A 25,880-nucleotide genomic window follows, 5' to 3' on the forward strand; every position below is an offset into this window, starting at 1 on the left:
GCGGCCGTCAGGCGGGCTCCAGCTCGCGGCCCGACTTCTTCTCCGCGCGCAGCCCGTTGCGCTCCTCGCTCGGCGTGCGCTTGAAGAACTCGCTGTAGCACTTCGAGAAATGCGAGGCGGAGACGAACCCGCAGGCGAGCCCGACGGACAGGATCGGCATGGAGGTCTGGCGGATCAGGTGGCGGGCGCGGTTGAGGCGCAGGCCGAGGTAGTAGCGGGTCGGGGTGGAGTCCAGGTAGCGGTGGAAGAGCCGCTCGAGCTGGCGGGGCGAAAGCTGGACGAGCTTGGCGAGTTGGGCGCAGGAGAGCGGGCGCTCCAGCCGCTTGTCCATCTCGGCGATGACGGCGAGCAGCTTCGGATGCGAGACGCCGAGACGGGCGCGCAGCTCCATGCGCTGGCGCTCGTGGCTGTCGCGCATGCGGTGGTGGATCATCTCGTCGGTGACGAGGGCGGCGACCGCGGCGCCCTTCTTGGCGGAGACGAGGGCCAGCATCATGTCGACCGCCGCCGTCCCGCCCGCGCAGGTAAAGCGGCTGCGGTCGAACTCGTATAGTTCCTGGGTCACCGCGATGTCGGGGAATTCCTCCCGGAAGCTGTCGTAGTTCTCCCAGTGGATGGCGCAGCGGTGGCCGTCGAGCAGGCCGGCCTTGGCGAGCACGTAGGTGCCGGTGCAGACCGCGCCGATCGACACGCCGTAGAAGGCGAGCTTGCGCAGCTTGGCGATGAGGACGCCGAGATCGGCCTTCTGCACGTCCAGCCCCGCGCAGACGATGATCTCGGGCATCGGGCCGATATCCCGGTAGGAGCCGTCGACCGCGATTTCGATCCCGTTGGAGGCGTGGACCGGCCGGCCTTCCGGCGAATAGAGCTTCCAGGCGAAGAGCTTCTGCTGGGTCACATGGTTGGCGAGGCGGAGCACCTCGATGGCCGACGCGAAGGCGATCATGGAGAAGTTCGGCACCAGCAGAAAACCGACGGTGTGGGTGGCTGCGATGTCCGGCCTGACATTCATGATCGCTCTCCCCGGCGGGGCCGGCCGATGCCACGGGCCCGCAAAGCCATCGGACAACAAACCCGTCGCCCCCGCGACCGCGATTTAATCATGTCGCCATGACGCGGTCTCGTGTCGGATCACGACAAATCGGTCGGTCCATGAAACGCGGGGCCGGGCCGCGCGGGTGTTCTCGTTGCGACGTCGGGTGGCGATTTCCCGCAAGGAACGGCGCGACGGCCTGGGGCGTCACTGTTCGTTTCACCGCCTGCCCTGCGCAACGGATCGCGGTCTCGACGGTAACGCTGGTGCCCGGAAAGCTGCCCCAGGGAGCGGCCGGCCGCAGCTCATCCCCCGCGGGGCAGAGACAGTGCAAGACGACGGGCCTCCAGCAGGGCCGCGTGCAAATCGCGAGAGGCCACCGCGTCGCCGATCCGTGCGAGGCGGAATCCGCCCTTGCACAGTTCCGGGAACTCGACGCGGTCTTCCGAGACCTGACCCACCCCTGTCATGCCGTCGTTCGACGAGGCGCCGCGCAGGTTCTGAAAGACCTCGTCGAGGGGCAGGGTGCCGTATTCGATCAGCACGAGATCCGCTGTTTCCTCCCGCGTGGCACCGGTCAGCGTGTTCGCGATCTTAACCATCCGCCGGTTGCCCTCGGCCTCGACGCGGCGGACTTCGCTGTTGGGCAGGAACTGCACTCCGCCCGCGAGGAGCCTCCGCATGGCCACGACACGCGTTGTGACGCCCAGCTCGGCCAGCGGCATCTCGTCTGGCGTGATGTAGAGGGTACGCTCTGCCCGGCCCAAGCAGCGTTCAGCCGCCGCGGCGCCGGCCTGGGTGCCCACCTCGTCATGGATGACGACCGTGCCGTGCGGCCGGAGGCTGCCATCGAGGACCTCCCAGCCGGTCCGGACGAGCGCCGCCCCTTCGAACCGGGCCCCGGCAGGCAAGCCGCCGGTCGCCACAATCACCGTGTTGGGGTCTAGCGCGAGGATGTCCGCGGCCTCGGCATAGGTGTTGAGCCGGACGGATATGCCTGCTCGCGCGATCTCGCCTCCAGCCATACGGCGACGCTCCGGATCTGGCGGCGCGTCTGCGACTGCGCGGCGAGGAGGAGCTGACCGCCGAGTTGCGGCGTGGCCTCGAAGAGATGCACCTCCTGCCCGCGAAGGGCCGCGACGCGTGCGGCCTCCATGCCCGCGGGCCCGCCGCCCACGACGACGGTTCGGGGCCTCCTTTCCGACAACGAGGGTTTGGCGGTCCCGAGTTCCGCCTCCGAGTTCACGAGGTGCGGAATTGTTCGCTCCCGACCCGCAGCGACGTTGTGCCCGCAGACTGCCGCACGCCCCTTGTTGACCCGGTCGACGCAATAGCCGAGGCCCACGCAGGGGCGGATGCGGTCCTCCTGCCCGGCCTGCAGTTTCGCCACCAGCCAGGGGTCGGCGATCTGGCTGCGGGTCATGCCCACCATGTCGGCCGCCCCCTCCGTCAGCGCGAAGCGCGCGGTCGCGAGATCGTTGACTCCGCCCGCCACGAAGACCGGGAGGGACACTGCCGCCCGGATCGCCGCGGCGCTTTCGAGATGCCCGAGGTTCTGCATCCCCATCGGCGGCACCCAGGCCGCGAGGCCGAGATGGTCATAGGGCGCGCCTGCGATCACGTCGAGGAAGGACAGCGCACCAGTCCGCTCCAAAAGTCGCGCGATCTCCACGCAATCTGCGGGGGTTAGACCGCCCTCCGCCCGCTCGTCCCCCGTCATGCGCACGCCGAGGGCAAGGTCCGGGCCGATCGCCTCCCGCACTCGGCCAACCACCTCGAGCAAAAAGCGCGCGCGGTTCCCCAGATCGCCGCCCCAGGCATCGTCGCGCCGGTTGACGAGGGGCGAGAGGAACTGGCCCAGCAGGTGCCCGTGTGCGAGGATCTCAATCCCGTCGAAGCCTGCCGCGCTGCATCGGATCGCGGCCGCCTCGAAGTCACGGGTCACACGGGCGATTTCGGCCTCTTCCATCGCCTTCGGAATGGCGCGATGCGCCCGCTCCCGGGTGGGCGACGGACCGATCACCGGTAGCCAGCCCCCGTCGTCCCAGACCGTACGCCGCCCCATATGGGTGAGCTGGCACATGACCGCCGCGCCCTCTGCTTTAACCTCCTCCGTCAGTTGCCGGAACCTGGGAACGACGGAGTCGTCGCCAGCATAGAGCTGTCCGAAGACCGAGCGGCTGTCAGGCGAGACGTTGGTCGAGCCCCCGATTATGGTAAGCGCCACGCCGCCCCGCGCCTTCTCGACGTGGTAGGCACGGTAGCGGTCGCGGGGATGTCCCCCTTCGGCCAGCGAGGGCGCGTGCGCCGTGCTGAGGATGCGGTTCCTCAGCCGCAGCGGCCCGAGGTCGAGGGGCAGGAGGAGGGGGTCCGTCCGGGGCGCCGTCAATGCACGGTCACCACTTCGGATTCAGCATCGCCGCGACGACGGCCTCAGGCGCGTCCTCCTGCAGCAGGTGGCCGGCCCCGGGAACGATGGTGATCCTGCCGCCGGTCAGGAGATTCGCCAGCCGCTCGCCCAGCGGCACTGGAATCCAGCCGTCGTGAGCGCCCCAGAGGATCTGGGTCGGGCACCCGAGCGGCCCGTATCGCGGCTCGATCTCATCGGTGTAGCCGATATCCATCTGCGCGATCTGGCGGTAGAAGGCGGGTTGCCCGACCAAGCCCCGCCAGGGCGCGCTGTAGAGGTCGATCACCTCGGGGCGCAGCGTCTTGTGCGCCGCAGACTGGAGGTAGGCGGCGAGAAGCGCGTCCTGCACATAAGCGGGTATGCCGGCGAAAGCCGCCTCGTACCGCCGGACATGCGCCACGAACGGCGAGCCCCAGGGCGCCAGTGCCACAGCGTCGAAGATCGTGATGTCGCGGTAGCGCAGCCCTTCTACATAGTGACCGCGGAGCGCGGTTGTGGCCCCGAAGTCGTGGCAAATGACCGACGGCGTCTCGACCCCCCATTCCGCCAGAAGGTGCGCGAGCACGCGGTTCTGCACCTTCAGCGAGACGTCCTGCCCCTCGTGCTTATCCGAGTGCCCGTAGCCCAGGAGGTCGAAATAGTACACCTTTCGCGTGGCCGCGAGATGCGGGGCGATGTTTCGCCAGACCTGCGAGGAGAAAGGCGTGCCGTGGATCATCACCAGCGGGTCGCCTTCGCCGATCGCGCCCCATGCGACGGACTGCCCCCCGAACCTGCTGCGGTGGGGGAGGTCGAGCTTTTCCATGGTCCACTCCGATGATCGGACGGGTTGGGCCGAAGGGCCGGTTCCGGTCGGAGATACGCGAGGGGCATCGCGTGGACAAACGACGTTTTCTGCCCTAACGAATTAGCTGAGCTTACTCGTGGAGTTCACCCGTGCCGCCCCTTCCGCCGTTGAAGGCGTTGCAGGCCTTCGAGGCGGCCGCCCGGCATCTGAGTTTCAAGGAAGCCGCGCGCGAGTTGCACGTGACGCCCGCCGCCGTGAGCCAGCAGGTCCGGGCGCTGGAGGACCGGATGGGCCGCCCCCTTTTCCGCCGCGGCACGCGTGCGGTGTCGCTGACCGAGACGGGCGCCGCCGCCGCGCCCGTCCTGCGCAGTGCCTTCCTCCGCATGGAGGAGGCGGCGCGGCTCATGCAGACGCGGCCGCCCGAACGGGTGCTCACGGTCAGCGTCGCGCCGTCGTTCTGCGCCCGATGGCTCGTGCCACGGCTTCACCGGTTTCGCGCGGCCTATCCCGATTGCGACCTGCGCCTCGACGCGACGGATGCGTTGGCGGATTTCGTCGATGGCGGCATCGACGTCGCATTGCGCTACGGGAGGGGTCGCTATCCGGGGCTGCAAAGCGTGCTCCTGCGCGAGGACGAGTTTCTGCCGGTCTGTGCGCCGTCCTACCTTGAAACAGTGGGGCCGTTGGAGGAGCCGCGAGATCTCGCGCGCTGCACCCTCATCCATCTCGACTGGAGCATGGAGCGCGCGGCCTCTCCGGACTGGGGCGCATGGCTGGCTGCAGCGGGTGTTTCGGGTGCGGACGCGAGCCGGGGGCCGCGGTTCAGCGCCGACATGATGGCGCTCCAGGCCGCTGTCGACGGGCAGGGCGTGACGCTCGCCAGCCGCCTCCTGGCCAAAGACGACCTGCGCGCGGAGCGGCTTGTTCAGCTGTTTCCCGACCGCTCCGCTACGTCCTCGTCGTTCTCACTCTACCTCGTCTTCCCATCGGAACGGCGCGAGGATCCCCGCGTCGTTGCAATGCTCGATTGGCTGCAGGAAGAGTTCGCACGAGAGACGGTTTGAGCGATAGGCTCGCCGTTGCTGGTCCGGGCGTCGCCCGAAAGCGTGACCGGTCTGTTTCGGAGCAGTCCCGCCCCTAACCCTGTCAGGCCGGCGCGGCCGTTCGGCGACGGGCCTGTTCCTTGGCCTCGAGCGCGATCATGCCCCAGGCGAGGCCCCAGAGCAGGAAGAAGTGGCGCCAGTGGTCGCTGTCGATGATCCAGCCGATGATCACGTGGCCGAGGAGGGCGACGAAGACGCATTGGGCATAGGGCTGCCAGGGGCGGGCGCGGAACATGAGCGGGAAGAGGGCGGCGAGTGTCCAGACGGTCAGGAGCGGATAGGCGAGGCCGCCGAGCCAGCCGTAGCCGAGGAAGGCCTTCAGGTAGACGTTGTGGGGGTCTTCGGTGAAGTAGTGGGCGAAGTCGAGGGGGCCGAGGCCGAGCGGCAGCTCCGCCGCCCAAAGGAAGCCGATGAAGTGGCGGGCCAGCCGGCCGAGGCGACCGCCGTCGTATTCCTGCACGAGCTTGGCGCGGTTCAGGAAGAACTCGCGCATCTGCGGGTCGGAGAGCAGCACGCCGAGCAGCATGACGATCGCCAGCGCGCCGAGGCCCGCCACCAGGATCAGCCGAAGGCGGCGCGAGGGGCGCCGCTCGACCAGGAAGACTACGAAGCCGAGCGCGACGAGGCCGAAGAGGGCGAGGAACCAGGCCGCGCGCGAGAAGGAGAACAGCACGCCGAGGAGCAGGATGCCGATCGGCGCCGCCTTCCACCAGACGGCGAGGACGGGCCGGGTCATGAATTCCCGGGCCAGCACGAGGAGCGGCAGGATGAGGAAGGGGCCGAAGACGTTCGGGTCCTTGAAGGCACCCTTGGCGCGGTCGTAGCGGGTCAGGGCCTCGATGCCGCCGAGGTATCCGGCGATGCCGAGGAGGGCGGCCACCACGGCGGCACCGATCATGGCGGTGACGATCAGATTCAGGCGGTACGGGCGCTCGGCCACGGTCGCGGCGAAGAACACGCAGGTGAAGGCGAGGAAGAAGGAGACGGCCACGAACATGCGCGAGCGCTCCGCCTCGACCATCGGCTGGGTCAGGACCAGGAGCCCGCCGATGTTGAAGAGGAGCACCAGCACCACGAGCGGCGCGATGGCGCGCGGGATGGCGAGGCCGACCAGGAACGCGAAGACGCCGGCCGCGGCGAGGATCAGGTCGTAGGGCGCGGGCTCGAACATGACCACGCTGCCCGAGAAGACGCCCAGGAACAGCATCACGTCGCCGACCCGGCCGAGGGCGATCCCTTGACCGGGGGCGGCGGCGGGCGTGCCGCTATGGACGGCGGCGCTCAATAGGCGTTCTCGTTGAGCAGCCGGAAGGGCGTGGCGAAGAGGATGTAGAGGTCGAGCGTCAGCGACCAGTTCTCGATGTAGTAGAGGTCGCAGTCGACGCGCTTCTGGATCTTGTCGGGCGTGTCCGTCTCGCCGCGCCAGCCGTTGATCTGCGCCCAGCCGGTGACGCCCGGCTTCACCCGGTGGCGGGCGAAGTAGCTGTCGACGACCTGTTCGTAGAGGCGGTCCTGCGCCTTGGCGGCGAGGGCGTGCGGGCGCGGGCCGACCAGCGAGAGGCTGCCGGCGATGACGTTGAAGAGCTGGGGCAACTCGTCGATCGAGGCCTTGCGGATGAAGCGGCCGACCCGGGTGACACGCGGGTCGTCGCGGGTGACGAGCTTCTGGGCCGCGTAGTCGTTCTGATCGGCGTACATGGAGCGGAACTTCCAGACGTCGATCACCTCGTTGTTGAAGCCGTAGCGCTTCTGCCGGAAGAAGACCGGGCCGCGGCTGTCGAGCTTCACCGCGATCGCCGTGGCGATCATCACGGGGGCGAGCGCGACCAGGGCGGAGATGCCGAAGAACAGGTCGAAGCCGCGCTTCATGACCCGGTCCCAGTCGCCGAGCGGCTTGTCGGCCACGTCGATGAAGGGAACGTTGCCGACATAGGAGTAGGAGCGCGGGCGGAACTTCAGCCGGCTCGCGTGGGCGGAGAGGCGGATGTCGACGGGCAGGACCCAGAGCTTCTTGAGGAGTTCCAGGACGCGCGACTCGGCCGTCACCGGGATGGTGACGATCAGCATGTCGAGGCGCGTCATCCGGCCGAATTCGACCAGTTCGTCGATCGTGCCGAGCTTCGGGTAGCCGGCGACATAGGCGGGCGATCGGTCGCCGCCGCGGTCGTCGAAGACGCCGCAGATGCGGATGTCGTTGTCGGGCTGCGCCTCCAGGGAGGCGATCAGGTCGGCGGCCACCGCGCCGCCGCCGACGATCACGGCGCGCCGCTCGAGCCGTCCCTCGCGGGCCCACTTGCGGGCGAACTGGGCGAGGGCGACCCGCTCCGCAACGAAGAACAGGCTGCCCGCGGTGAACCAGGAGACCAGCCAGAGGCGCGAGAAGACCTGGCCGAGCTGGAACAGGAAGGCGAGGATCGCCAGGAGGGCGAAGACCCCGAGCCAGGCGACCAGGACACGGGCGAGCGTCGGGACGAAGGGCCGGAACGAGGAGACCGAATACCCGCCCGCCGCGTGCACCAGGAAGACGGTTATGATGCTCGCCAGCGCCGAGGCGGCGATGTAGCGGTCCAGGAACTCGTCCTCGTAGGGCACGAGGACCGCCAGGACGGCGCCGAGCACGAAGACGGCGACGAGTTCGACCGCCCTCACCATGCCCTTGAGGATCACGGCCGAGATCGGCTGGTCGACGAGGCGGGTCGCCACCGTGCGGGCGTGGTCGGAGAGGCGTCCGGCCTCGGCTGCGGTTGCGGGCTTGCCGCGATCGAGAGGGGCTCCGACGAGGGGGTGACCGATTTCGGCGTTGCTCATGGGGCACTCGGGGGCAGGTCGAACGAGCGGGAGCTCAGGCGGCTTCGGCAGGACGAGGCAGGGGGCGGGACACGGAGGGCGCCTCGGCGCGGCCGCGGTACACGGCCTCCACGGCGGCGGCCATGGCGGCGGTCGAGAAGACGGGTCGGATCGCGGCCCGGAGCGCTGCCGCCCGGGCGAGCGCCGGCTCCGGCGCCGCCCGCGCATCGGCGAGGGCCTCCGCGAGCGCGCCGGCGTCGTCCGGGGGAACCAGCCGGTGCGACTGGCCGCCGAAGATCTCCGGGATGCCCCCGACCGCTGTGGCGATCAGGGGGCGGCCGGCCGCGATCGTCTCCAGGACGACGTAGGGCAGCGATTCGGCGCGCGAGGGCACGACGGCGACGCGGCCGAGCGCCAACGCCTCGCGGATCGGCATGGAGTCGCGGAAGCGGATCCGATCGGCGAGGCCGGCGTCGGCGACCATGCGCTCGTAGAGCGGGCGCTCGGTGCCGGGACCGACGAGCCAGGCCGTGGCGGGGGTGCCGCGGCAGGCGAGCTCGATCAGGGCGCGGATCAGGACGTCGGTGCCCTTGAGGTGCCGCATCTCGCCGACGCACACGAAGTCGGCGGCGTCGGCGTCGGGCGTGACCGGGATGAATTCGGGGTCCGTCAGGCCGTTGTAGACGAGTGCGGCTCCGCAGCGGGGCGCGCCGACCTTGTCCGTGTAGGCCTGCTCCTCGAAGCGCGAGACGAAGACGAGCGACTCAGTGGCGCGCTCCAGGAGCCGCTCGAGCGCGAAGTAGACGCGGCCCTCGAGGCTGGACGGGGCATAGTGCAGGGACCCGCCGTGGGGCGAGTAGAAGCGCCGGACGGGCGTGCCGGTCGCCCTGAGGGCGAGGCCGACGAGGCGCGCGAAGGTGCCGCCCTTGGCGCCGTGGCCGTGCAGCACGTCGGGCGCGAGCGGGGCGGCGAGACGGTGGATGCGGGCGGCGGCCACGAGGTCGCCGAGGCCGATCGCGCGGCCCATGGACACGCGATGGAGGCCGAGCGCGAGCATGGGGCGAAGCTCGTCCAGCAGCGAGACCTGATGCGGGCTGCCGCCTTCCGCGTCGCAGACGAGGCCGACCGCGTGGCCGGCGGCGGCCTGGGCGCGCGCGAGGTCGCGCACGTGGCGCAGCACGCCGCCGAGCGGTGCGCGCAGGCAATGCAGGATGCGCAGGGTTCGGAGATCCGACACGAAGTCCCCCGTCAGGCGCCGGTTGGTCCGGTTCGACTGACGGCGATCCTCGGGCAGACACGGTTAAGATCGTGCCTCTAGGGCATGGCCAGATCTCTGGAGCGCCTTGTATTTGATCGCCCTTACCTTACAGCCTGCAAAGGACGACTATCGATTTTACTCAAGTCTCGAAAGTATTTCTTAACCCTGGGCTCAGAACCAGCGCTCGCGGACGTAGATCGTGTCGCCGGGCCGGATCGGGTCCGACGTGGGCACCCGTCCGGTCATGACCTCGCCGTTGATCTGCCTGGTGATGTCGACGGCGTCCTGCTGGCCGCGCGCCGTGAAGCCGCCGGCGATCGCGATGGCGTTCTGGGCGGTCATGCCGGGGACATAGGGGTACTGGCCGGCGTTGCGCACCTCGCCCATGACGAAAAAGGGCCGGTACTGCTCCACCTCGACGGAGACGTCGGGGTGGCGGAGATAGCCCTGGCGCAGGCGCTGGGCGATGTCCTGCTCCAGGTCCGGCCCGGTCTTTCCGCGCGCCGGGACGCCCCCCACGAGCGGGAAGGAGATGTGGCCGGACTGCTCGACCGTGTAGCTGCTGGTGAGGCCCGGCTGGTCGAAGACGGTGATGCGCACCCGGTCCCCGGCGTCGAGCCGGTAGGGCTCGTTCAGGACGTCGTGAAAGGCCGGCCGCGGCGGTACATAGCCGGCGCAGCCGGCGAGAACGGCCGTGATCGATGCGGTTACAATGATACGGCGAACCATGTCGTCTGATCCCGACTCCTGGGCGCCACTCTCAACGGTCATGGTTAACGAAGGCTGAAGCGGCGGCCACGGCCCGCGGAGATCGAACCGCGCCATTAACCATGTGCTTACCTTAACGAAATCATACTGCCGGCACTTTCGGAGACCGTCCGTATGAGCCCGATTCAGCGCCACGCCGCAGACGACCTCGCCATCGATGCGGGGGCGATGTTCCGCGCGCTGTGGGCCGCGAAGGTCTGGATCGTGCCGCTCGTCATCATCGCCGCGATCGGCACGGCGGCGGTCCTCGGCCTCGTCACGCCGCTCTACAAGGGGGAGGGGCGCCTCCTGATCGAGGCGCGGGACGTGCCGCTCCGCTTCGAGCAGCGCGGACCCGAGCAGGACCGCGCGCTTCTCGATCAGGAAGGCGTCGCCAGCCAGGTTCAGGTGCTCACCTCGCGTGATCTGGCGCGCCGGGTGATCCGGGAGGAGAAGCTCGGCGACGAGCGGGAGTTCGTCGGGGCGACGCGCAGCCTTCTGGCCGATCTCGCGAAATCCGCCGGCCTCGGACGGACGCGGGCTTCCGCCTCACCGGAGGAGCGCTATCTCGAGGTCTTCTACGAGCGGCTCGCCGTCTTCCAGGTCGAGAAGTCGCGCGTCATCCAGGTCGAGTTCCGGTCCGAGGACCCGGATCTCGCGGCGCGGGTCACCAACGCCGTGCTGCGCGAATACATGCAGATGCAGGCGGAGGCCAAGCAGAAGACCTCGTCGGACACAACCCGGTGGCTGGAGGGCGAGATCGCGGCGCTGCGCGGGCGCGTGACCGAGGCGGAGTCCAAGGTCGAGGCCTATCGGTCGAGCAACGGCCTCTTCGTGGCGACCAACAACAACACGCTGGTGCAGCAGCAACTCGCCGAGCTCAACACGCAGATCACCAACGCCAGCGCGGCGAGGTCGGACGCGGAGGCCAAGCTCCAGCAGGTGCGCCGGCTCGTCGACACCGGCGCCTTCGACCGGGCGAGCGAAGTGCTCGCCCAGCCGCTCTTCCAGCGCCTGCGCGAACGCGAGGTGGCCCTGAAGAGCCGGATCGCCGAGCTGTCGGCGACCTACCTGCCGAATCATCCGCAGATCCTCGGGCTGCAGTCGCAGATCCGGGACATCGAGGCCCAGATCCGGGCGGAGGTGCGCAAGATCGTCGGGGCCCTGGAGAGCGACGTCCGGGTGGCGGACCAGCGCCTGCGCGAGTTGCGGACCCAGCTCGGCGACTTCAAGGCCCAGGCGTCCAGGGCCAACGAGGAGGACATCCAGCTCCGGGCCCTCGAGCGCGAGGCGAAGGCGCAGAGGGAACTCCTCGAGACGTTCCTGGCCCGCTACCGGGAGAACTCGGCCCGGCAGAACGTCGACGCGCAGCCGGCGGACGCCCGGGTCGTGTCCGCGGCGACGCCCCCCGCGCAGCCCTATTTCCCCAAGATCGTACCGCTCACCACGATCGTGACGCTCGCGACGTTCCTGCTCGGGGCGACCTTCGTGGTGCTGCGCGAACTCGTGACCGGCCGCGCCCTCGTGGCGACGGGCACGGGAGCGGTCGCGGCGGCGCCGGTCGCGCCGGCGACCGCGCCGAGTCCCGATCCCGGCGGAGGCTCGGACGGGCCCCGCGGGGGCGGCGAGCCGGTCCCGCCCGCGCCGCGCGCCGAGGCGCCGACCGGCATCTCCGCCATCTTCGGCCGGCGGCCCCGGCCCGACGCGCCGATCCCGCCGATGGCGCCCGTCGCCCCCGCCGCCGCGATCGCACCGGAAAGGCCGGATGCGCCCGGCCCCTCTCCGGCGCGCGCCGCCCTCGACGCGGCGATGTCCGGGCGGGACGGTCGCCCGGATCCTGCCACCGACGACGCCCCGGACGCGACCGAGCCCGAGACTTCCGCCGAGGGCGAGGAAAGCCCTGCCGTGACCGATCATCCGGGGGCGGTCTGGCGGCGCGTGACGGCCAGCGCGGGCGGTGGCCGCCTGGTGGCCGTGCTGGCGGCGCGGGACGGCGACGCATCCCGCCGGGCCGCGATCGCGGTCGCCCGCTACGGCGCGTTCCCGCCTGCGCAGGTGGTGCTCGTGTCGCTGTCGCGCGGCGGCATCGACCTCAAGACCATGACGGGCCAGGCGTCGCCGCAGGGCTTTTGCGATCTCCTCGCCGGCCGTGCACGCTTCGGCGAGGTGATCTTCCGCGATCTGAGATCGCGCCTCGACCTCATCGGGCCGGGCCAGGGGCGCCCGGACATGAGCCGCTGCCGCAGCATCCTGGTCGCGCTCGCCGCATCCTACGACCACGTGGTGCTCGAGTTCGGCGCCCTGTCGGAGGTGGAGGCCTGGGCCGTGCAGCTGATCGGCGACGCGGACCACGTGGTCGTTGGCCTTCCCGGTGCGACGCTCGATCCGAGCACGGCGGACGTGCTGTCGGCTTTCGGCCATGCGGGGCCCGGAGGCGTTTCGCTCCTCTCGACCGCGGGACTGGCGGCGGAGTCGGAGGCGGCCGCGTGACGGTCGCTCAGGCGCCCCGCAGGCGGCGAAACTTCTTGTAGAGGTCCCAGGCGGCCGCATTCTGCTTGATGGTGCGCTTGACGGTGTCGCGGGTGCGGACCGCGAGGCCGTAGATCCAGCCGGCGCTCGTCACCGGGTAGGTGCTCTCGTAGAGCACCTCGGTCCGGTCGCACCAACTGTCCTTGTAGCGCTCCTCGCCGACGCCGAAATCGACGGTCGCCAGTCCTCGTCCGCAAGCCTCCTCCATGAGGGCGAAGACCAGGATCTCGCCGGGGCTCCAGCGTGCGAGGTCGTCGTTGGCATAGGACAGGAACAGGATGGACCGCCGCCCCGCGTGAGTGGACAGGCCGGCGATGGCCCTCAGGCGGCCGCCCGCGGACAGCGAGCGGAGTTCGAACAATTCGGGGTCGGCACCGGCGGCGCGCCGGACGAGGTCGTGGAAGAACGACCGCACGTGCGGGGCCGCGAAGCAGTCGCGGATGCCGGCCGCGGCGAAACGCTCCGCCTTCTGCTCGAAGAAGCTGTCGAGCACGAAGGCCGCCTCGTCGAGGCTCTGCGGGGCCCCGAGGCGCAGGTCGCCGGCCGCTTCGAACTGCTTCAGCTTCTGGCGATGCTTCTTGCGCTTATGCCCGCCGTTGCGGGCGGCGAGCAGCTCGTCGAAGGCGCCCGGGAGGCCGCAGGCGTGGCCATTGCTGGCGGACGGGGTCGAGGGCAGGGCGGCCACGAGCGGGTTCGGCACGTCGTCCCAGCGGGCGGGCTGGCGCTCCAGCACGAAGGCGTCGATGCCCGCGGCGCGCGCGACGGCCTCCAGCGCCTGCTGGCACCGGCCCTCGTCGAAGGCGGCCATCTCGCCGGGCGCGAAGAGGCCGAGGTGGTAGTTGCAGTGGCTGTCGCCGAGCCAGCGGCCGACACGCACGGGCCCGTCCGCGGTGATCCCGAAGGGCCAGACCGCGATCGGGCGTCCGCCGCGGTGGGCGACGAGCACCGCGGGCTCCACGCCTTCGGCCCGTCCCACGGTGTCGGCCCAGGCGGACAGCCAATCATAGCGCTGGTAGACGCTCGCGACGCCTCGGGCCTCGAGCTCGCGCCAATCGGCCTCGGCGGCGGCGAGGTCGCGACGGACCACGAAGGCGGGATCCATGCTGCCGGCCCGGCCGGCGCGGCCGACAGGCATACGCAGGCGGCGCAGCACGGATCCGGAGGCGAGCAGTGTCATCGGCAGGAACTCTCTATGGATGGTCCCTTGCTACCAGACGGCCGTAAAGAACCGGTGCTGTTGACGTAACGTCATGAACTTAACCCTCTGGAATGAATGTCATGGTTGAGGGGTTGTTACTTAAGGATCCGGAAAGCAAGATCACAAATAAGAGGCGGACCTTGAATGAACACTCAGGTGTTCCGCCTAGCGTCTCGGGCGGAGGCGAGCTCATGAAGTTCTGGAAGACGGTGATGTACCGGGCCGGTTTCGAGGCCCTGTATCGGTCGGGGGCCTACAGGCTGGACGCGCTCAGGGACGAGGGGATCGGCCTCATCCTGACGCTGCACCATGTGCGGCCGCGGCGGGCCGGGGACTACCAGCCGAACGCCGAGCTCGAGATCACGCCCGACTTCCTGGACGCCGCCCTGGACTTCCTGCGCGCGGCCGGATTCGCCTTCGTGTCCCTTGAGGAGGCGGCCGCCCGCATCGCTGCGCCCCGGCCGGGACCCCGCTTCGTGGCCTTCACGCTCGACGACGGGTTCCGTGACAACCGGGAGGTGGCCCTGCCGCTGTTCCGCCGGTACGGCGTGCCCTTCACTCTCTTCGCGACCAGCGGCTTCGTCCGGCGCCGCGCCATCATCTGGTGGAAGGTGCTGGAGACGGTGATCGGGTACGAGCCGGAGGTGGAGTTCCGCTTCGAGGAGGGAACCCGCGTGTTCCGGACGCGGACGGCCTCGGAGAAGATGCGGGCCGTCGACCTCCTGGCGGCCTGGGCGCGGCTCGCCGAGCCGTCGCTCGTCCTGGAGCGGGTCGCCGCCTTCGCCGAACGCTACGGGCTCGACCCGATGATGCCGACCGATCGCGACATCCTCACCCCCGATGAACTCGTCGATCTGGCGCAGGACCCTCTCGCCACCATCGGGGCCCACTCGGTCACGCATCCGAATCTCGCGCTCCTGGGCGAGAGCGCCGCGATGGCCGAACTCGTCGGCGGCGCCAACGAGATCGCCGACATCATCGGCCGGCGACCGACCTTCCTGGCCTATCCGTACGGGTCCGGGCGCGCCGCGGGCCCGCGCGAGTATCGCCTCGCCGCCGAGGCCGGCTTCGACCTCGCGGTCACCACCCAGCCTGGCGTCCTCCGTCCCGAGCACCGCGATCGGCTGCACGCCCTGCCGCGCATCTCGCTGAACGGCCACTTCCAGTCCGCCCAGCACCTCGACGTGCTCGTCTCCGGCGCCCCCTTCACGCTCCTCGACCGCTTCGGCCGGCGCGGGGCGGCGTGAGCCGTCAGGGGGACTTCGGCTGATCGGCCGGTGTCCCGACGATCCCCTGAGGGGGCACCCACCGCTCGTCGTGGGACTTGCAGGGATGGAACTGGACCGACGTCTGGTATCCCTGACGGTGCAGGGATTCCATCAGCTGGCGATAGGCGACCGTCGGTGGCTTGTAGTGCCCCGAGCAGTTCGACATGTCGGAGACTACGCCTGCCTTCGCCACCAAAAGGCCGGCGCTCGCCACCGGGGCCCCGGCCAGGATGGTGGAGTGGTGGAACAGGAACGTGACGCTGCGGTTGCTGGCGTAGATCGCCCCACCCTTGTCCATCACGAAAATGGCCACCCCCTTATGGCCGGCGTCGTCCGCGTAGGTCGTGTCGAACGGGGTGCCGACCGCCGTGTAGAGGACGCCGTTCTTGACGGAGAGACGCAGTGAGGAGGCTTCCGTGCCGTCGTAGTAGACGACGAAAGGAGGGCAGGGGGCAGCGGAGGGCTGCCATGAGCAGGACGTGTTCTCGTTCTTGTACTTGGAGTCCAGGCTGAAGAGCTCGTAGCCGGGGTATTCGACGGCCGTCAGGTCGATCTTGTTGACCCCGTTGCCGCCGCGGTGGAAAACGAAGTTGACCGTGTAGCCGGCGGTGCTGGTTCCCGGGCAGCGGACCTTGTCGGAACCGATGTGCGTGCAGGCCTTGCCGCCGAACCACCAGTTGTTCCGGAATGCCACATGGCCTTGTGCGATGGCGATATCGGCAAGGACGTAGGTATCCTTGTTGGGTCCGAGCACGCCGCCGGTCAGCGTGATCTCGAGCTTGCCCAGGAAGGCGAAGTTCAGGTGTCCCGGGTCGTGGCCGAAGGTGGTGCGGCTCGCGGGAACCCGGGTCTTGAACCAGTCCGCGACCTCGGAGGATCCGTGACGTCCGATCGAGTAGGTCATCTTGTCGTCGCTGCTCGAATAGGTTCGCTGCAGGCCGACTTTGATCTTCTGCTGTGGGTCCTGACCGGAGGTGATCTTGAAGTCCTCGACGGTGTAGGTCGCCGACACGTTCCGGTAGCCGGAAGCCGATACGGGCATTTCGACCGTGTTGTCCCGATACTCCATGGCGCGGGCGGGCGAAGGTCCCGAGAGCCAGACCGACCCTGCCAGAAGAAGGGCGGAGAGCAGGCGACGGGCAATGGATCGCTCGGACATGGGGATCTCACACGGCAATCTGAGATTGAATATCTATCCTCTGTATATCTATAGATTGAACGCCTACCTTACGCAAGGGCATGTGGAGTGGATGCGAGGCCGTAGCTTCAGCGCGGCGTCCGGGGGCGGCGATAGGTCAGCCACACGATCAGGCCTGCCACGGGGACCCAGGCGAGGCCGGCGATGGCGAAGTAGATCATCTGCACGGTGGTCGACTTCGTCATGACGATGACGTTGCCCACGTCCATCGCGATGACGATGTAGAGGAGCACGAAGCTCACCATCACGAGCATTCCGAAAAGGCGCTTCAGGCGTCCGGGCATGGGACGAGTCTCTCCCGCGGTCGCGGACGCAGGTGCGGCGCATCATCGCCGGGCGGCGCCCTACTGGATCGGCTTGACGACCTCCTATATCGGTCGTGCCGACCCGGGGACAATCCATGACCATGCCGACATCCGTCCTGACCTCCTCCGCGGCCGAGCGGGGCAATCCGCGTGCCGCCGTCCGGCTGTGGCTCGGCTTCGTCGCCTTCCTGGTCTTCGCCATGGTGATCGTCGGCGGGGCCACGCGGCTGACCGACTCGGGGCTTTCCATCACCGAGTGGCAGCCGATCCTCGGCGCGATCCCGCCGCTGACCGAGGCCGACTGGCAGGCGGCCTTCGAGAAGTACAAGGCCATTCCAGAATACGCGCTCGTCAACCGCGACATGACGCTCGCTGGGTTCAAGGTCATCTACTGGTGGGAATGGGCGCACCGCTTCCTCGGACGCTTCATCGGGGTCGCGTTCCTGGCGCCCTTCCTGTGGTTCCTGGCGCGCGGGGCGATCCGGACCGCGGATGCGCCGCGCTTCGTCGCGCTCTTCCTCCTCGGCGGTCTGCAGGGCGCGGTCGGCTGGTGGATGGTCTCCTCCGGGCTCGTGGACCGGGTCGACGTCGCGCCCTACCGTCTCGCCACGCACCTGACGCTCGCCTGCCTGATCTTCGCCGGTCTCGTCTGGACCGCGGCCTCGCTGGAGCCGGCGACCCTGCGGCGGCCGGAGTCCGGCCGCGTGCGGACGGGGGCAACGGTGCTGGTCGCGGCGGTGTTCCTGCAGATCTTCCTCGGCGGGCTGGTCGCGGGGAACGACGCGGGGCTCGTCTACAACACCTGGCCGCTGATGGAGGGCGGGTTCGCCCCGTCGGGGCTGTGGACCCTGGAGCCCGCGTGGCGGAACCTGTTCGAGAACCACGGTCTCGTGCAGCTGATGCACCGGATGGGGGCCTACCTGCTCCTCGCGGTCGCCCTCGTGCAGGCCTGGAACGCCGCCAAGGGGTCCTGGACCCGCGCGGTGCGCACGAGCGCCTTCTGGGTCGCGGGGCTCGTCGTCCTGCAGGCCGCCGTCGGCGTCGCGACGCTGCTGCTGGTCGTGCCGCTGCATGTCGCGCTTCTGCACCAGGGCCTGGCGGTCATCGTGCTGATGGCCGCCGTGCTGCACCTGCGCGCTGTGCGCCACCCGAGCTGACCGGCGGGAGGCTGCGGCAGCGCGGTTCCGGCTCGGGTAGGGCACCCGAGCCGGCCGGGCGGGCGGCGCCGGGGCGCCGCCGAAGCGCTCAGCCGGCGAGCGCCTGCTCGAGGTCGGCGATCAGGTCGGCGGCGTCCTCGATGCCGATCGACAGGCGCACCACGTCCGGGCCGGCGCCGGCGGCCGTCTTCTGGGCGTCGGAGAGCTGGCGGTGCGTGGTCGAGGCCGGGTGGATGATGAGCGACCGGGTATCGCCCACGTTGGCGAGGTGGGAGAAGAGCTGAACCTTCGAGACGAGGGCGACGCCCGCCTCGTAGCCGCCGCGCAGACCGAAGGTGAAGACAGCCCCGGCGCCCTTGGGCATATACTTCTGCGCCAGCGCGTGGCTCGGATCCTCGGGCAGCCCGGCATAGGAGACCCAGGACACCTCCGGGCGACCCTTCAGCCATTCGGCGACGGCGCGGGTGTTGGCGCAGTGCTTCTCCATGCGCAGCGGCAGGGTCTCGATCCCGGTCAGGATCATGAAGGCGTTGAAGGGCGAGAGCGCCGGGCCGAGGTCGCGCAGGCCGAGCACGCGGGCGGCGATCGCGAAGGCGAAGTTGCCGAAGGTCTCGCCGAGGATCATGCCCTGGTATTCGGGGCGGGGCTCGGAGAGGAACGGATACTTGTCGCTGCCGCGCCAGTCGAAGGTACCGCCGTCGACCAGGATGCCGCCGATCGAGTTGCCGTGGCCGCCGAGGAACTTCGTCAGCGAGTGGACGACGATGTCGGCGCCGTGCTCGATAGGGCGGCAGAGATAGGGGGTCGCCAGGGTGTTGTCGACGATCAGCGGCACGCCGGCCTTGCGGGCGATCGCCGCGATCGCGGCGATGTCGGTGACGATGCCGCCCGGGTTGGCCAGGCTCTCGATGAAGATCGCCTTGGTTTTCGGCGTCAGGGCGCGCTCGAAGGAGGACGGGTCGGTGCCGTCGGCCCACTGCACGTTCCAGCCGAAGCTCTTGTAGGAATGGTTGAACTGGTTGATCGAGCCGCCGTAGAGCTTGTTCGAGGCGACGAAGTCGTCGCCGGACTTCAGCAGCGTGTGCATGACCAGGAACTGCGCCGCATGGCCGGAGGCGACGGCGAGCGCCGCCGTGCCGCCCTCGAGCGCGGCGACGCGCTCCTCGAGCACCGCGCAGGTCGGGTTGCCGATGCGGGTGTAGATGTTTCCGAAGGCCTGCAACCCGAACAGCGAGGCGGCGTGGTCGACGTCGTCGAAGACGAACGACGAGGTCTGGTAGATCGGCGTCACGCGCGCGCCGGTGGTCGGGTCGGGCTGGGCGCCGGCATGGACCGCGAGCGTGGAGAAGCCGGGGGTACGGTCGATCATCAGGGGCCTCCTGGGCGGGTTCGTCCGGGCGCGTTTTGCCGCGCCTCGTCTCGGGCCCGCTGTTGTGGCCCAGCCGGAGGTTCGGGTCAAATGACGCCCATGCCCGGGGAAGCCACCGGACGGGAATAGTTTTCGTCCGTCCGGCCGGGACGGGGAACGGTCACCGGCCGGTCGCGGGGCAGGGGACCGGGCGCGCTTGCGCAGGGCGCCCGGTCGGACGACGTCAGAGGACGGGCTTGCGGGCGTGCCAGTCGGTGTCGCGCTGGAAGGCGTCGGCGACCTTCAGGACGCGGCCTTCCGCGAAGGGGCGCCCCTGGATCTGGAAGCCGATGGGCACCCCGTTGGAATCGAAGCCGCAAGGGACGCTGACGGACGGCAGGCCGAGGTAGTTCATCGGCCGGGTGTTGATCGAGATGGCGTTGAACTTCTCGATCGCGCCCGGCGTGCCGGCGTCGATGTCGGTCTCAGCGAGGGTCGGCACCTTCCAGCGCAGGGTCGGGGTGGCGAAGACCTGGACCTTGGAGAACACCTCGGCGGCCACCGCCTTCAGGAGCGCGCCGCGGCGGGCGAGGGCCTCGACATAGTAGACGGCCGGTATCCCGTAGCTGCCGTAGAGCCGCGCGTTCAGGTGGACGGCGTAGTCGCCGGCCCGCTCGCGCATCCACTGGGCATGGATGGTCGCGCCTTCCGAGCGCGAGACGATCGCCCCGTAGGTGGTGATGGCGTCCATGTGCGGGATGGTGACCGGCACGATCTCGGCGCCGCGCGCCTTCAGAACCGCCATGGCGGCCTCGAAGGCGGCGCCGATCTCGGGATCGACGTCGTCGAAGAAGTAGTTGGTCGGCACGCCGATCCTGAGGCCCTTCACGTCGCCGTCGAGATAGGCCTCGTAGTCCGGGACCGGCTCGGCCGCGGAGGTCGGGTCCTTCGGGTCGTGGCCGGAGATCACGGTCATGAGGCGGGCGCAGTCGCGCGCGGTGCGGGCGAGCGGGCCGACGTTGTCGGCCGAGAAGGAGAGGGGCATGACGCCATGGCGGGAGACGCGGGTCTGCGTGCCCTTGATGCCGGTGACGCCGCAGATGGAGGCGGGCAGGCGGATGGACCCACCCGTGTCGGAGCCGAGGGCGGCATAGACGAAGCGGGCCGCGACGGCGGCGCCGGAGCCGGACGAGGAGCCGCCGGTGCAGTAGTCGAGGCTCCAGGGGTTGTGGCAGTGGCCGAAGTGACGGTTGTGGCCGGACGGGTTCTGGGCGAACTCGGCCATGTTCAAGCCGCCGAGCGTGATCGAACCGGCGCCGTGCAGGCGGTCGATGACGGTGGCGGTGTAGTCCGGCTTGAAGTCCTTGCGGATCAGCGATCCGCAGGTGCAGGGCTTGCCCGCCTGGTAGTACATGTCCTTGTGGGCTAGCGGCACGCCGTGCAAGGGGCCGGAGAGGCGCCCGGCGGCGCGGAGCTTGTCGAGCGCCTCGGCGGTCTCCAGCGCGCCCGCGTCGTCCATCCAGATGAGCGAGTTGACCTTGCCGTCCCCGGCCTTGAAGGCGGCGATGGCGGCGGCGGTCAGGGCGACGGCCGTCGTCTCACCCTTCGCCACCCGGTCGGCGGCTTCGACGAGGGTGAGGTCGGTCAGCGTGTTGTCGGACTTGATCGGGGCGTTCATCGGCTCACTCCTTGGTCGCCTGGAGGGCCGCCTCGAAGGAGGACGGCTCCTCCTCGAAGGCCAGGGTGCCGCGAAGGGCCTCGAATCCGGCGATCACCGCCTCGAAGGCCTTCGTCATCTCCACCGCCGCCGCGTTCGGCGGCGTCACGCCGGACCAAAGCCCGGCGGTCGCCTCGACCACCTCCGTCACCGTTCCGCTCATCGCTGTCTCCTGACGCGAGCCGTCCCTTCAAGGGCGGGCTCGGATTGAATCCAATGATGGCGGAAAGCAACCGGCGTGCCATGGGGCGCGGGCGCCGCCCGCGCGCCATCCGGGGCTCCTGGTCGGCCCCGAGAGCCCACTTGATGCGCAGATTGGCGCGGATTTCGGCGGCCTGTCGGCATGCGCGCGCCGGAGACGCGTGGGCCGGCCGGCGCGGCGCGGCGTCAACGCTTGTATCCAAACCTTGGGGCGCCGGCCTGCGGTCTCGCCCGCGGCCGAACGGGGAGAAGGGCTGGCGATCGCGCTGCGGGGTGGTCTGCGAACCGCACACGGACGGCGGATCGCCGCCTCACCGTGGCCTTGGGCTAGCCCCGAGGTGGCCTGGCACCCCGGGTTCCTGTTCGACCGGGGCCGGCCTCGCGGTCAGCGCAGTTCCGTGCGGCGGGCCGATTCGGCGATCTGCTCGCCGAGCCGGTCGACGGCGTCGGTCGAGCCCTCCCGGCTGTGGACCGAGATCAGGTAGATGCCGCCCTTGCCGCGCGGCATGAGGACGAGGCCGACGCGCCGCGCGCCGGAAGGGTCGAGGCAGTCGACCAGTTCGAGGATCACCTTCTCGCCCTTGGCGGGCTTGCGCGTGGCCGGGCGGCGCTTGCAGCCCTCGGTCGACCCGATGATGCGGTCGGCGAGGGCGCGGGCGTTTCGGCCGGACCAGACCTGGCCCTCGCCGTGCAGGCCTTCCGCGCGCCAGCCGACCGTCTTGTCCTCGGACGGGATGTCCGGGATGCCGGGCGGCGGGCCGACGCGGACGTTCTTGGCGTCGACGCTGGCGAAGAGCTTCTCCATCAGGCCGGAGATGTCCTTGCGCAGCACGGCGGCTTCCGAGGTCGCCTTCTCGCGTCCGGGCGACACGAAGGTGGCGTAGCGCTTGGCGCAGGCCTCGACCCAGTCGAGCGCGCGGCCGATGCCGGCGAGCGCGAGGTCGTAGGTGTCGTCTTCGGCGGTGACGGTCAGGGTGTGGCCCTTGCGCAGGGCGTCGATCGTTCCCGGCGGGTCCGGCAGGACGAAGACCGCGATCTGGTCGCCGGCCGCCTCGGGGCGGCTTTCGATGACGGAACGGCCGTCGATGGAGAGGCGGAAACTCTGGGCGGGCGCCGATTCGCCGCCCTGGGCGCCCACGATGCCGAGCGTCCAGCCACTGGTCCGGTCCATGGTGACCGCAGCCGCGATCTCGCGGCCCGAGCTCGCCGAGGCGCGCTTGAAGCGGCCGCTGACGCTGCAGCGGGAGAAGCTGCCGAAATCGTCCGTGATGGCGCTGCCCGTCCAGCGGCCGTACGAGAAGGCCTCGAGCTCGGCCGCCATGGCCGCGCCGCCGCCCGCCACCATCGCCAGGACGAGCGCCGTGGCCCTCGCGGCTGCGCCGATCCCGCCCTTCACTGCCAGCATGGCGGACTCCTCCCGGTGATCCCCGGCGTCCAAGCGCCGGACCGTCCGAGATCCAGTCTACACCGTCCGATGCCCGCTACGGAAGGACCGGCGCTACTGGTCGAGCTTGCGCTCCTCCTCGGCGCGGCCCTTCTCGAAGCCGCTGTCCGCGAAACCGTGGCGGGCCGCGCAGGCGTCGAGCCAGGCGACGATCTCGCCGGCGCCTTCGGTCGGATAGGCATACGGCACGGCGTCCACCTCCGGCACGACGGCGGTGGCCTTGGCGAGTCCAGCCTTCAGGCGCTGGGCGTCACCCGGATAGAAGGCCACCACGTTCGGCCCGACCGCCTTGCCGTCGAAGCTGGTCGGCTCGTCGCCGTCCAGCGTCAGCTTCACCGTCATGGCGCGGCCGGGCTCCAACTGGAGCTGGGGATCCTGGATCGCGATGGCGAAGCCGGAGGCGCGCGAAACGGAGTAGAAGACGACGTAGTTGCGGGCGTCCGCGGCCGCGCCCTTGAAGCGGGAGGCGAGGACGCATTGCGTCACCGTCCCGTTGGAGGCCAGCGCGCCGCCGTTCCAGCGGCCGATCTTGACCGCGTCGATCACGTCGGCGCCTGCGCTCGCCGCCGAGAGGGCCCAGAGAGCCACCGCCGCCCCTGCGGCGAGTATTCGCACCATCACGTGATCCTTCCCCACACGAAACCGAGCCGATCGTTACCCTCCGCTCGAGGCGAGGGCGCCCGGCGGAACGGCACCCGGCGCAGAACACCGGGTGCGGGCGATATGTTCGCTCCTCAGAACCGACCGGCGACGGTCGCCGAGGCTTCCCGGATCGATCCGTCCACCTGCTTCAACCGTTCACTGCCGCTGCCGGTGCCCTGGCTGTAGATGCCGACGACGAAGAAGCCGCCCTTCTTGCGGGCGAGCACCGAGTAGCGCGCCGCGTTCGGGGTTCCGGTCTGGTCGCAGCCGGTGAAGACATGCGTGGTGTCGCCGCGCGCGGCGACCGGCGGCACGCTGCCCGAGGCGTACTGGCCCGTGCAGGCTTGGGCGTCGGCCGCGATGATGGCGTTGGAGACGGCGCGCGCGTCGGCGCCGGTCTGGATCCGGACCGTCCCGATGACGCCGTCGGGCGTGGTGAAGACCACGTCGGCGCCGCGGTGCTTCTCCGGCGCCTCGCCGGGCGGCATCACGCGGTAGTCGGAAAGGCCGGCCGAGGCCATCAGGCTCGCCAGGAAGATGGTCGATTCGACGCGCGCTTCGATCGAGCCGGTCGAGACGGTGGAAACCGGCGCGGGCGGCGCGACGGGTGCCGCCCGCGCCGGGCCGGGCGGCTCGACGGGTACGACGGGGGCGGGGGCCGGAGCCCGGGCGACCACGGCGGGCGCGGGCGGCTGGACCGGCGCGACAGGCTGCGGCGGCGCCGGCGGGGGCGTGCGCACCTCGAGGTTCGGGGTCGGCGCGGGCTGGGGCGCGGGGTTCGGGGCGACGTTGGGGCGGAAGGTCGGACTGTTCAGGATGGCGTTGGCGGAGGGAAGATCCCGGCTGCCGCCGCTCGGGGGCGCCTCGGCGCGCCCGAAGGGATTGGCGCTGCCCCCGAACGGATTCGGGCTTCCGGCGCGCGGCGGCTGGTAGTCCTCGTAGCGCTTCACGCAGCGCAGCAGCCAGGCGAGGCCGTCCGACGTGCCGTCGAGGCGGAAGCTGAAGTCCTCCCGCCCGGCCCGAATCACCATGAGGCGGCCGCGCCGGAAGGCGTTGAAGAGGTCGGTCGTGTCGCGCAGCTCGACGCCGATCATGGTGTTGGACAACACCTTGGCGGGGGAGGAGATCGGATCGTAGTCGTCGATGGTGAAGAGGATCGAGTGCGTCTCGCCGACGGTGAGGCGCCACTTGTCGTTCACCATCGCCATCGCCCAGTCGTACTTGCGATCGATGGAGAAGAAGAGCGTGATGCCGCTCTTGTAGGCGACCGACATGGTGCAGCGATTGAATTCGCCGGTCTGGTCGCTCGTGTAGGCGCCTGCGGTCCAGTTATGGATCTTGGCCGTCTCCAAGGTTCCGGCCGCGGCCGGCCCGACCGCCCAAGACAACCCCATCGCGGCGGCCAACCCCAGGCCCAGCCGCCTCGCCCCTTCATGCGCCGAAAGCATATGTCTCTCCGAAACCCCTGACGCAGAGATTTTCGTCGAGGCGGGGGCGGTAATCAAGTCGCCGATCGTCAATCGGCCCGGCGCCACAAGGTCAATTCGACGGGAACTCTCGGATCGATGGTGACGACCGATCCGGCCCGCATGCCGCGACCGGAGAGGATCGACTCCGCGACCACTCCGCGGGAGGTGCCGCCGAACACGGGACGACCTCCGGGAAGCGAGATTCCGCGGGCCCTGGACAGATGGAACACGTCGAACCCGGCATCGTCGAGAAGCAGGTCGAACACCTCCTGGCCGCCCGGGACCGCGATCCGGCCGCCGCCCGGGACGATGCGGTCGAGCACCTCGGCGAAGGAACGGTGCGCCGGATTCCACCACCAGGCATCCGGCTTCTGCTCGAGGTTCCTGACCCGCCGCGACAGGACCAGCCGTGGGCGCCGCTTCGCGTTGGGCGATTGGAGATGGGAGCGGCGGCCCAGCACGACCAGCCGGGCGCGGTCCAGTTCCCCTTGGAAATAGTCCCAATCGGCCTGATTGCGAAGGGCGTCGGGCATGTCGCCGTTGCCGTCCGCGATCATGTCGTCGTCGGATACGATCGCATAGCCGTGGATCTCGTAACCCGGAACAGGCATCTTCAGCCTCTCCCTCCGGCCGCTCGGGCGCGGCGTCCCCTGGTCTGGCAGCTCGACGTTTCGGCTCACGATGGTGCGGTGCCGGCCAGCGCCACCTCGATGGCCGCCGTCACGGCGCGGTTCTCAGGGTCCAGATGCGACGCGAAGGCCGCCGCCAGCCGTCCGTCGCGGCCGACGAGGTACTTGTGGAAGTTCCAGCGCGGTTCGTTGGCCGGCCCGAGCACCGTGGCCGCCCAGCGATAGAAGGGGTGGGCCGACGGCCCGCGGACGACGGTCTTGCCGGCGATCGGGAAGGTCACCCCGTAGGTCCCGCCGCAGAAGCCGAGGATGTCGGCGTTGGAGCCGGGCTCCTGGCCGCCGAAGTCGTTCGACGGCACGCCGATGACGACCAGTCCCTTGGCGGCGTAGCGTTCGTGCAGGGCCTGCAGGCCCTTGTACTGGGGCGTGAAGGCGCAGCGCGAGGCCGTGTTCACGACCAGCAGGACCTTGCCGGCGTGGTCGGCAAGCGGCAGGGTCCCGCCGTCGGCGGCCTCAAAGGCGAAGCGCCATGCCGTCCCGGACTGCAGGTCCGGACCGGCGGCCGAGGCCGCGGATGCCCATAGCGTCGCGCCGGGCACGCAGAGCGAGGCGAGGACCAGTCTCCGACGCGTCAGATCCATCGTTCGTCC

General features: G+C 69.9%; 23 protein-coding genes. 4 read left to right on the forward strand and 19 right to left on the reverse strand.

From position 1 onward, the window contains the following. Nucleotides 1–7: 7 nt before the first annotated feature. From WBG79_RS23560 to WBG79_RS23575, 4 genes are all read right to left on the reverse strand, one after another. Complete coding sequence (locus WBG79_RS23560) at nucleotides 8–1,012, reverse strand: GlxA family transcriptional regulator (protein ID WP_337359685.1); 1,005 nt, start codon at nucleotides 1,010–1,012, stop codon at nucleotides 8–10. A gap of 326 nt (nucleotides 1,013–1,338) precedes the next feature. Continuing rightward, complete coding sequence (locus WBG79_RS23565; protein ID WP_337359686.1) at nucleotides 1,339–2,058, reverse strand: hypothetical protein; 720 nt, start codon at nucleotides 2,056–2,058, stop codon at nucleotides 1,339–1,341. Continuing rightward, nucleotides 1,977–3,422 (reverse strand): oxidoreductase, encoded by a 1,446-nt coding sequence (locus WBG79_RS23570; RefSeq protein ID WP_337359687.1) that lies wholly within the window; start codon nucleotides 3,420–3,422, stop codon nucleotides 1,977–1,979. The genes WBG79_RS23565 and WBG79_RS23570 overlap by 82 nt, the downstream gene beginning before the upstream one ends. Before the next feature lie 7 nt (nucleotides 3,423–3,429). Continuing rightward, nucleotides 3,430–4,248, reverse strand: a complete 819-nt coding sequence (locus tag WBG79_RS23575) for an alpha/beta fold hydrolase (RefSeq protein WP_337359688.1) — start codon at nucleotides 4,246–4,248, stop codon at nucleotides 3,430–3,432. 131 nt (nucleotides 4,249–4,379) lie between these two features. Between WBG79_RS23575 and gcvA the strand changes: the two genes are divergently transcribed. Further along, complete coding sequence (gene gcvA, locus WBG79_RS23580; protein WP_337359689.1) at nucleotides 4,380–5,294, forward strand: transcriptional regulator GcvA; 915 nt, start codon at nucleotides 4,380–4,382, stop codon at nucleotides 5,292–5,294. 82 nt (nucleotides 5,295–5,376) lie between these two features. On the opposite strand, the gene WBG79_RS23585 is transcribed toward gcvA, so the two are convergent. The 4 genes from WBG79_RS23585 to WBG79_RS23600 form a co-directional block, all read right to left on the reverse strand. Further along, a complete protein-coding gene (locus WBG79_RS23585; RefSeq protein ID WP_337359690.1) occupies nucleotides 5,377–6,618 on the reverse strand; it encodes an O-antigen ligase family protein in 1,242 nt (413 codons plus the stop codon). Next, the gene (locus WBG79_RS23590) at nucleotides 6,615–8,141 is read right to left on the reverse strand and encodes an undecaprenyl-phosphate glucose phosphotransferase (protein WP_337359691.1); all 1,527 of its coding nucleotides are present in this window, start codon (nucleotides 8,139–8,141) and stop codon (nucleotides 6,615–6,617) included. Before WBG79_RS23590 ends, WBG79_RS23585 begins: the two co-directional genes overlap by 4 nt. Before the next feature lie 34 nt (nucleotides 8,142–8,175). Next, nucleotides 8,176–9,357 carry a glycosyltransferase family 4 protein gene (locus WBG79_RS23595; protein WP_337359692.1) on the reverse strand — a complete coding sequence of 394 codons (1,182 nt, stop codon included), beginning with the start codon at nucleotides 9,355–9,357 and terminating at the stop codon, nucleotides 8,176–8,178. Nucleotides 9,358–9,549: 192 nt separating this feature from the next. Beyond that, nucleotides 9,550–10,107 carry a polysaccharide biosynthesis/export family protein gene (locus WBG79_RS23600; protein WP_337359693.1) on the reverse strand — a complete coding sequence of 186 codons (558 nt, stop codon included), beginning with the start codon at nucleotides 10,105–10,107 and terminating at the stop codon, nucleotides 9,550–9,552. Nucleotides 10,108–10,260: 153 nt separating this feature from the next. Between WBG79_RS23600 and WBG79_RS23605 the strand changes: the two genes are divergently transcribed. Continuing rightward, entirely contained in the window at nucleotides 10,261–12,615 is a 2,355-nt protein-coding gene (locus tag WBG79_RS23605) for an exopolysaccharide transport family protein (protein WP_337359694.1), read from the forward strand. A 7-nt stretch (nucleotides 12,616–12,622) separates the two neighbouring features. Here the strand turns inward: WBG79_RS23605 and WBG79_RS23610 are convergent, their stop codons facing one another. Continuing rightward, complete coding sequence (locus tag WBG79_RS23610; protein ID WP_337359695.1) at nucleotides 12,623–13,831, reverse strand: GNAT family N-acetyltransferase; 1,209 nt, start codon at nucleotides 13,829–13,831, stop codon at nucleotides 12,623–12,625. Between the two features lie 212 nt (nucleotides 13,832–14,043). On the opposite strand from WBG79_RS23610, the gene WBG79_RS23615 reads away from it, so the two are divergent. Beyond that, a complete protein-coding gene (locus WBG79_RS23615; protein ID WP_337359696.1) occupies nucleotides 14,044–15,099 on the forward strand; it encodes a polysaccharide deacetylase family protein in 1,056 nt (351 codons plus the stop codon). Between the two features lie 4 nt (nucleotides 15,100–15,103). Here WBG79_RS23615 and WBG79_RS23620 read toward each other — a convergent pair whose 3' ends face one another. Together WBG79_RS23620 and WBG79_RS23625 are read right to left on the reverse strand one after the other, a co-directional pair. After that, nucleotides 15,104–16,279: a hypothetical protein gene (locus tag WBG79_RS23620; protein WP_337359697.1), complete on the reverse strand. Its 1,176-nt coding sequence runs from the start codon at nucleotides 16,277–16,279 to the stop codon at nucleotides 15,104–15,106. A 107-nt stretch (nucleotides 16,280–16,386) separates the two neighbouring features. Then, entirely contained in the window at nucleotides 16,387–16,602 is a 216-nt protein-coding gene (locus WBG79_RS23625; protein WP_337359698.1) for a DUF2842 domain-containing protein, read from the reverse strand. A gap of 116 nt (nucleotides 16,603–16,718) precedes the next feature. On the opposite strand from WBG79_RS23625, the gene WBG79_RS23630 reads away from it, so the two are divergent. Then, entirely contained in the window at nucleotides 16,719–17,780 is a 1,062-nt protein-coding gene (locus tag WBG79_RS23630) for a COX15/CtaA family protein (RefSeq protein WP_337359699.1), read from the forward strand. An 88-nt stretch (nucleotides 17,781–17,868) separates the two neighbouring features. Here the strand turns inward: WBG79_RS23630 and WBG79_RS23635 are convergent, their stop codons facing one another. The 8 genes from WBG79_RS23635 to WBG79_RS23670 all read right to left on the reverse strand — a co-directional run bounded on the left by WBG79_RS23635 (nucleotide 17,869) and on the right by WBG79_RS23670 (nucleotide 25,871). Further along, on the reverse strand, nucleotides 17,869–19,149 hold the full coding sequence (locus tag WBG79_RS23635; protein WP_337359700.1) for an O-acetylhomoserine aminocarboxypropyltransferase: 1,281 nt from the start codon (nucleotides 19,147–19,149) through the stop codon (nucleotides 17,869–17,871). A 223-nt stretch (nucleotides 19,150–19,372) separates the two neighbouring features. Then, nucleotides 19,373–20,806, reverse strand: a complete 1,434-nt coding sequence (locus WBG79_RS23640; RefSeq protein ID WP_337359701.1) for an amidase — start codon at nucleotides 20,804–20,806, stop codon at nucleotides 19,373–19,375. 4 nt (nucleotides 20,807–20,810) lie between these two features. After that, nucleotides 20,811–21,008, reverse strand: a complete 198-nt coding sequence (locus WBG79_RS23645; protein WP_337359702.1) for a hypothetical protein — start codon at nucleotides 21,006–21,008, stop codon at nucleotides 20,811–20,813. A 423-nt stretch (nucleotides 21,009–21,431) separates the two neighbouring features. Further along, on the reverse strand, nucleotides 21,432–22,451 hold the full coding sequence (locus tag WBG79_RS23650; RefSeq protein ID WP_337359703.1) for a hypothetical protein: 1,020 nt from the start codon (nucleotides 22,449–22,451) through the stop codon (nucleotides 21,432–21,434). Between the two features lie 93 nt (nucleotides 22,452–22,544). Further along, nucleotides 22,545–23,111 carry a hypothetical protein gene (locus tag WBG79_RS23655; protein WP_337359704.1) on the reverse strand — a complete coding sequence of 189 codons (567 nt, stop codon included), beginning with the start codon at nucleotides 23,109–23,111 and terminating at the stop codon, nucleotides 22,545–22,547. A gap of 113 nt (nucleotides 23,112–23,224) precedes the next feature. Further along, nucleotides 23,225–24,526, reverse strand: a complete 1,302-nt coding sequence (locus WBG79_RS23660) for a hypothetical protein (protein WP_337359705.1) — start codon at nucleotides 24,524–24,526, stop codon at nucleotides 23,225–23,227. A gap of 122 nt (nucleotides 24,527–24,648) precedes the next feature. Further along, nucleotides 24,649–25,212 (reverse strand): hypothetical protein, encoded by a 564-nt coding sequence (locus WBG79_RS23665; protein ID WP_337359706.1) that lies wholly within the window; start codon nucleotides 25,210–25,212, stop codon nucleotides 24,649–24,651. 65 nt (nucleotides 25,213–25,277) lie between these two features. Beyond that, nucleotides 25,278–25,871, reverse strand: coding sequence for a glutathione peroxidase (locus tag WBG79_RS23670; RefSeq protein WP_337359707.1), 594 nt, complete (start codon nucleotides 25,869–25,871; stop codon nucleotides 25,278–25,280). Nucleotides 25,872–25,880 lie beyond the last annotated feature (9 nt).

The sequence above is a fragment of the Prosthecomicrobium sp. N25 genome (genome assembly GCF_037203705.1).
Taxonomy (GTDB): Bacteria; Pseudomonadota; Alphaproteobacteria; order Rhizobiales; family Ancalomicrobiaceae; genus Prosthecodimorpha.

Bases quoted from the DNA above. Each gene is read 5' to 3' on its own strand.
- WBG79_RS23635 (WP_337359700.1), bottom strand. From the start codon at position 19,149: ATGATCGACCGTACCCCCGGCTTCTCCACGCTCGCGGTCCATGCCGGC.
- WBG79_RS23640 (WP_337359701.1), bottom strand. From the start codon at position 20,806: ATGAACGCCCCGATCAAGTCCGACAACACGCTGACCGACCTCACCCTC.
- WBG79_RS23600 (WP_337359693.1), bottom strand. From the start codon at position 10,107: ATGGTTCGCCGTATCATTGTAACCGCATCGATCACGGCCGTTCTCGCC.
- WBG79_RS23560 (WP_337359685.1), bottom strand. From the start codon at position 1,012: ATGAATGTCAGGCCGGACATCGCAGCCACCCACACCGTCGGTTTTCTG.
- WBG79_RS23645 (WP_337359702.1), bottom strand. From the start codon at position 21,008: ATGAGCGGAACGGTGACGGAGGTGGTCGAGGCGACCGCCGGGCTTTGG.
- WBG79_RS23625 (WP_337359698.1), bottom strand. From the start codon at position 16,602: ATGCCCGGACGCCTGAAGCGCCTTTTCGGAATGCTCGTGATGGTGAGC.
- WBG79_RS23650 (WP_337359703.1), bottom strand. From the start codon at position 22,451: ATGCTGGCAGTGAAGGGCGGGATCGGCGCAGCCGCGAGGGCCACGGCG.
- WBG79_RS23615 (WP_337359696.1), top strand. From the start codon at position 14,044: ATGAAGTTCTGGAAGACGGTGATGTACCGGGCCGGTTTCGAGGCCCTG.
- WBG79_RS23630 (WP_337359699.1), top strand. From the start codon at position 16,719: ATGACCATGCCGACATCCGTCCTGACCTCCTCCGCGGCCGAGCGGGGC.
- WBG79_RS23670 (WP_337359707.1), bottom strand. From the start codon at position 25,871: ATGGATCTGACGCGTCGGAGACTGGTCCTCGCCTCGCTCTGCGTGCCC.
- WBG79_RS23660 (WP_337359705.1), bottom strand. From the start codon at position 24,526: ATGGGGTTGTCTTGGGCGGTCGGGCCGGCCGCGGCCGGAACCTTGGAG.
- WBG79_RS23575 (WP_337359688.1), bottom strand. From the start codon at position 4,248: ATGGAAAAGCTCGACCTCCCCCACCGCAGCAGGTTCGGGGGGCAGTCC.
- WBG79_RS23610 (WP_337359695.1), bottom strand. From the start codon at position 13,831: ATGACACTGCTCGCCTCCGGATCCGTGCTGCGCCGCCTGCGTATGCCT.
- WBG79_RS23605 (WP_337359694.1), top strand. From the start codon at position 10,261: ATGAGCCCGATTCAGCGCCACGCCGCAGACGACCTCGCCATCGATGCG.
- WBG79_RS23665 (WP_337359706.1), bottom strand. From the start codon at position 25,212: ATGCCTGTTCCGGGTTACGAGATCCACGGCTATGCGATCGTATCCGAC.
- WBG79_RS23620 (WP_337359697.1), bottom strand. From the start codon at position 16,279: ATGTCCGAGCGATCCATTGCCCGTCGCCTGCTCTCCGCCCTTCTTCTG.
- WBG79_RS23565 (WP_337359686.1), bottom strand. From the start codon at position 2,058: ATGGCTGGAGGCGAGATCGCGCGAGCAGGCATATCCGTCCGGCTCAAC.
- WBG79_RS23590 (WP_337359691.1), bottom strand. From the start codon at position 8,141: ATGAGCAACGCCGAAATCGGTCACCCCCTCGTCGGAGCCCCTCTCGAT.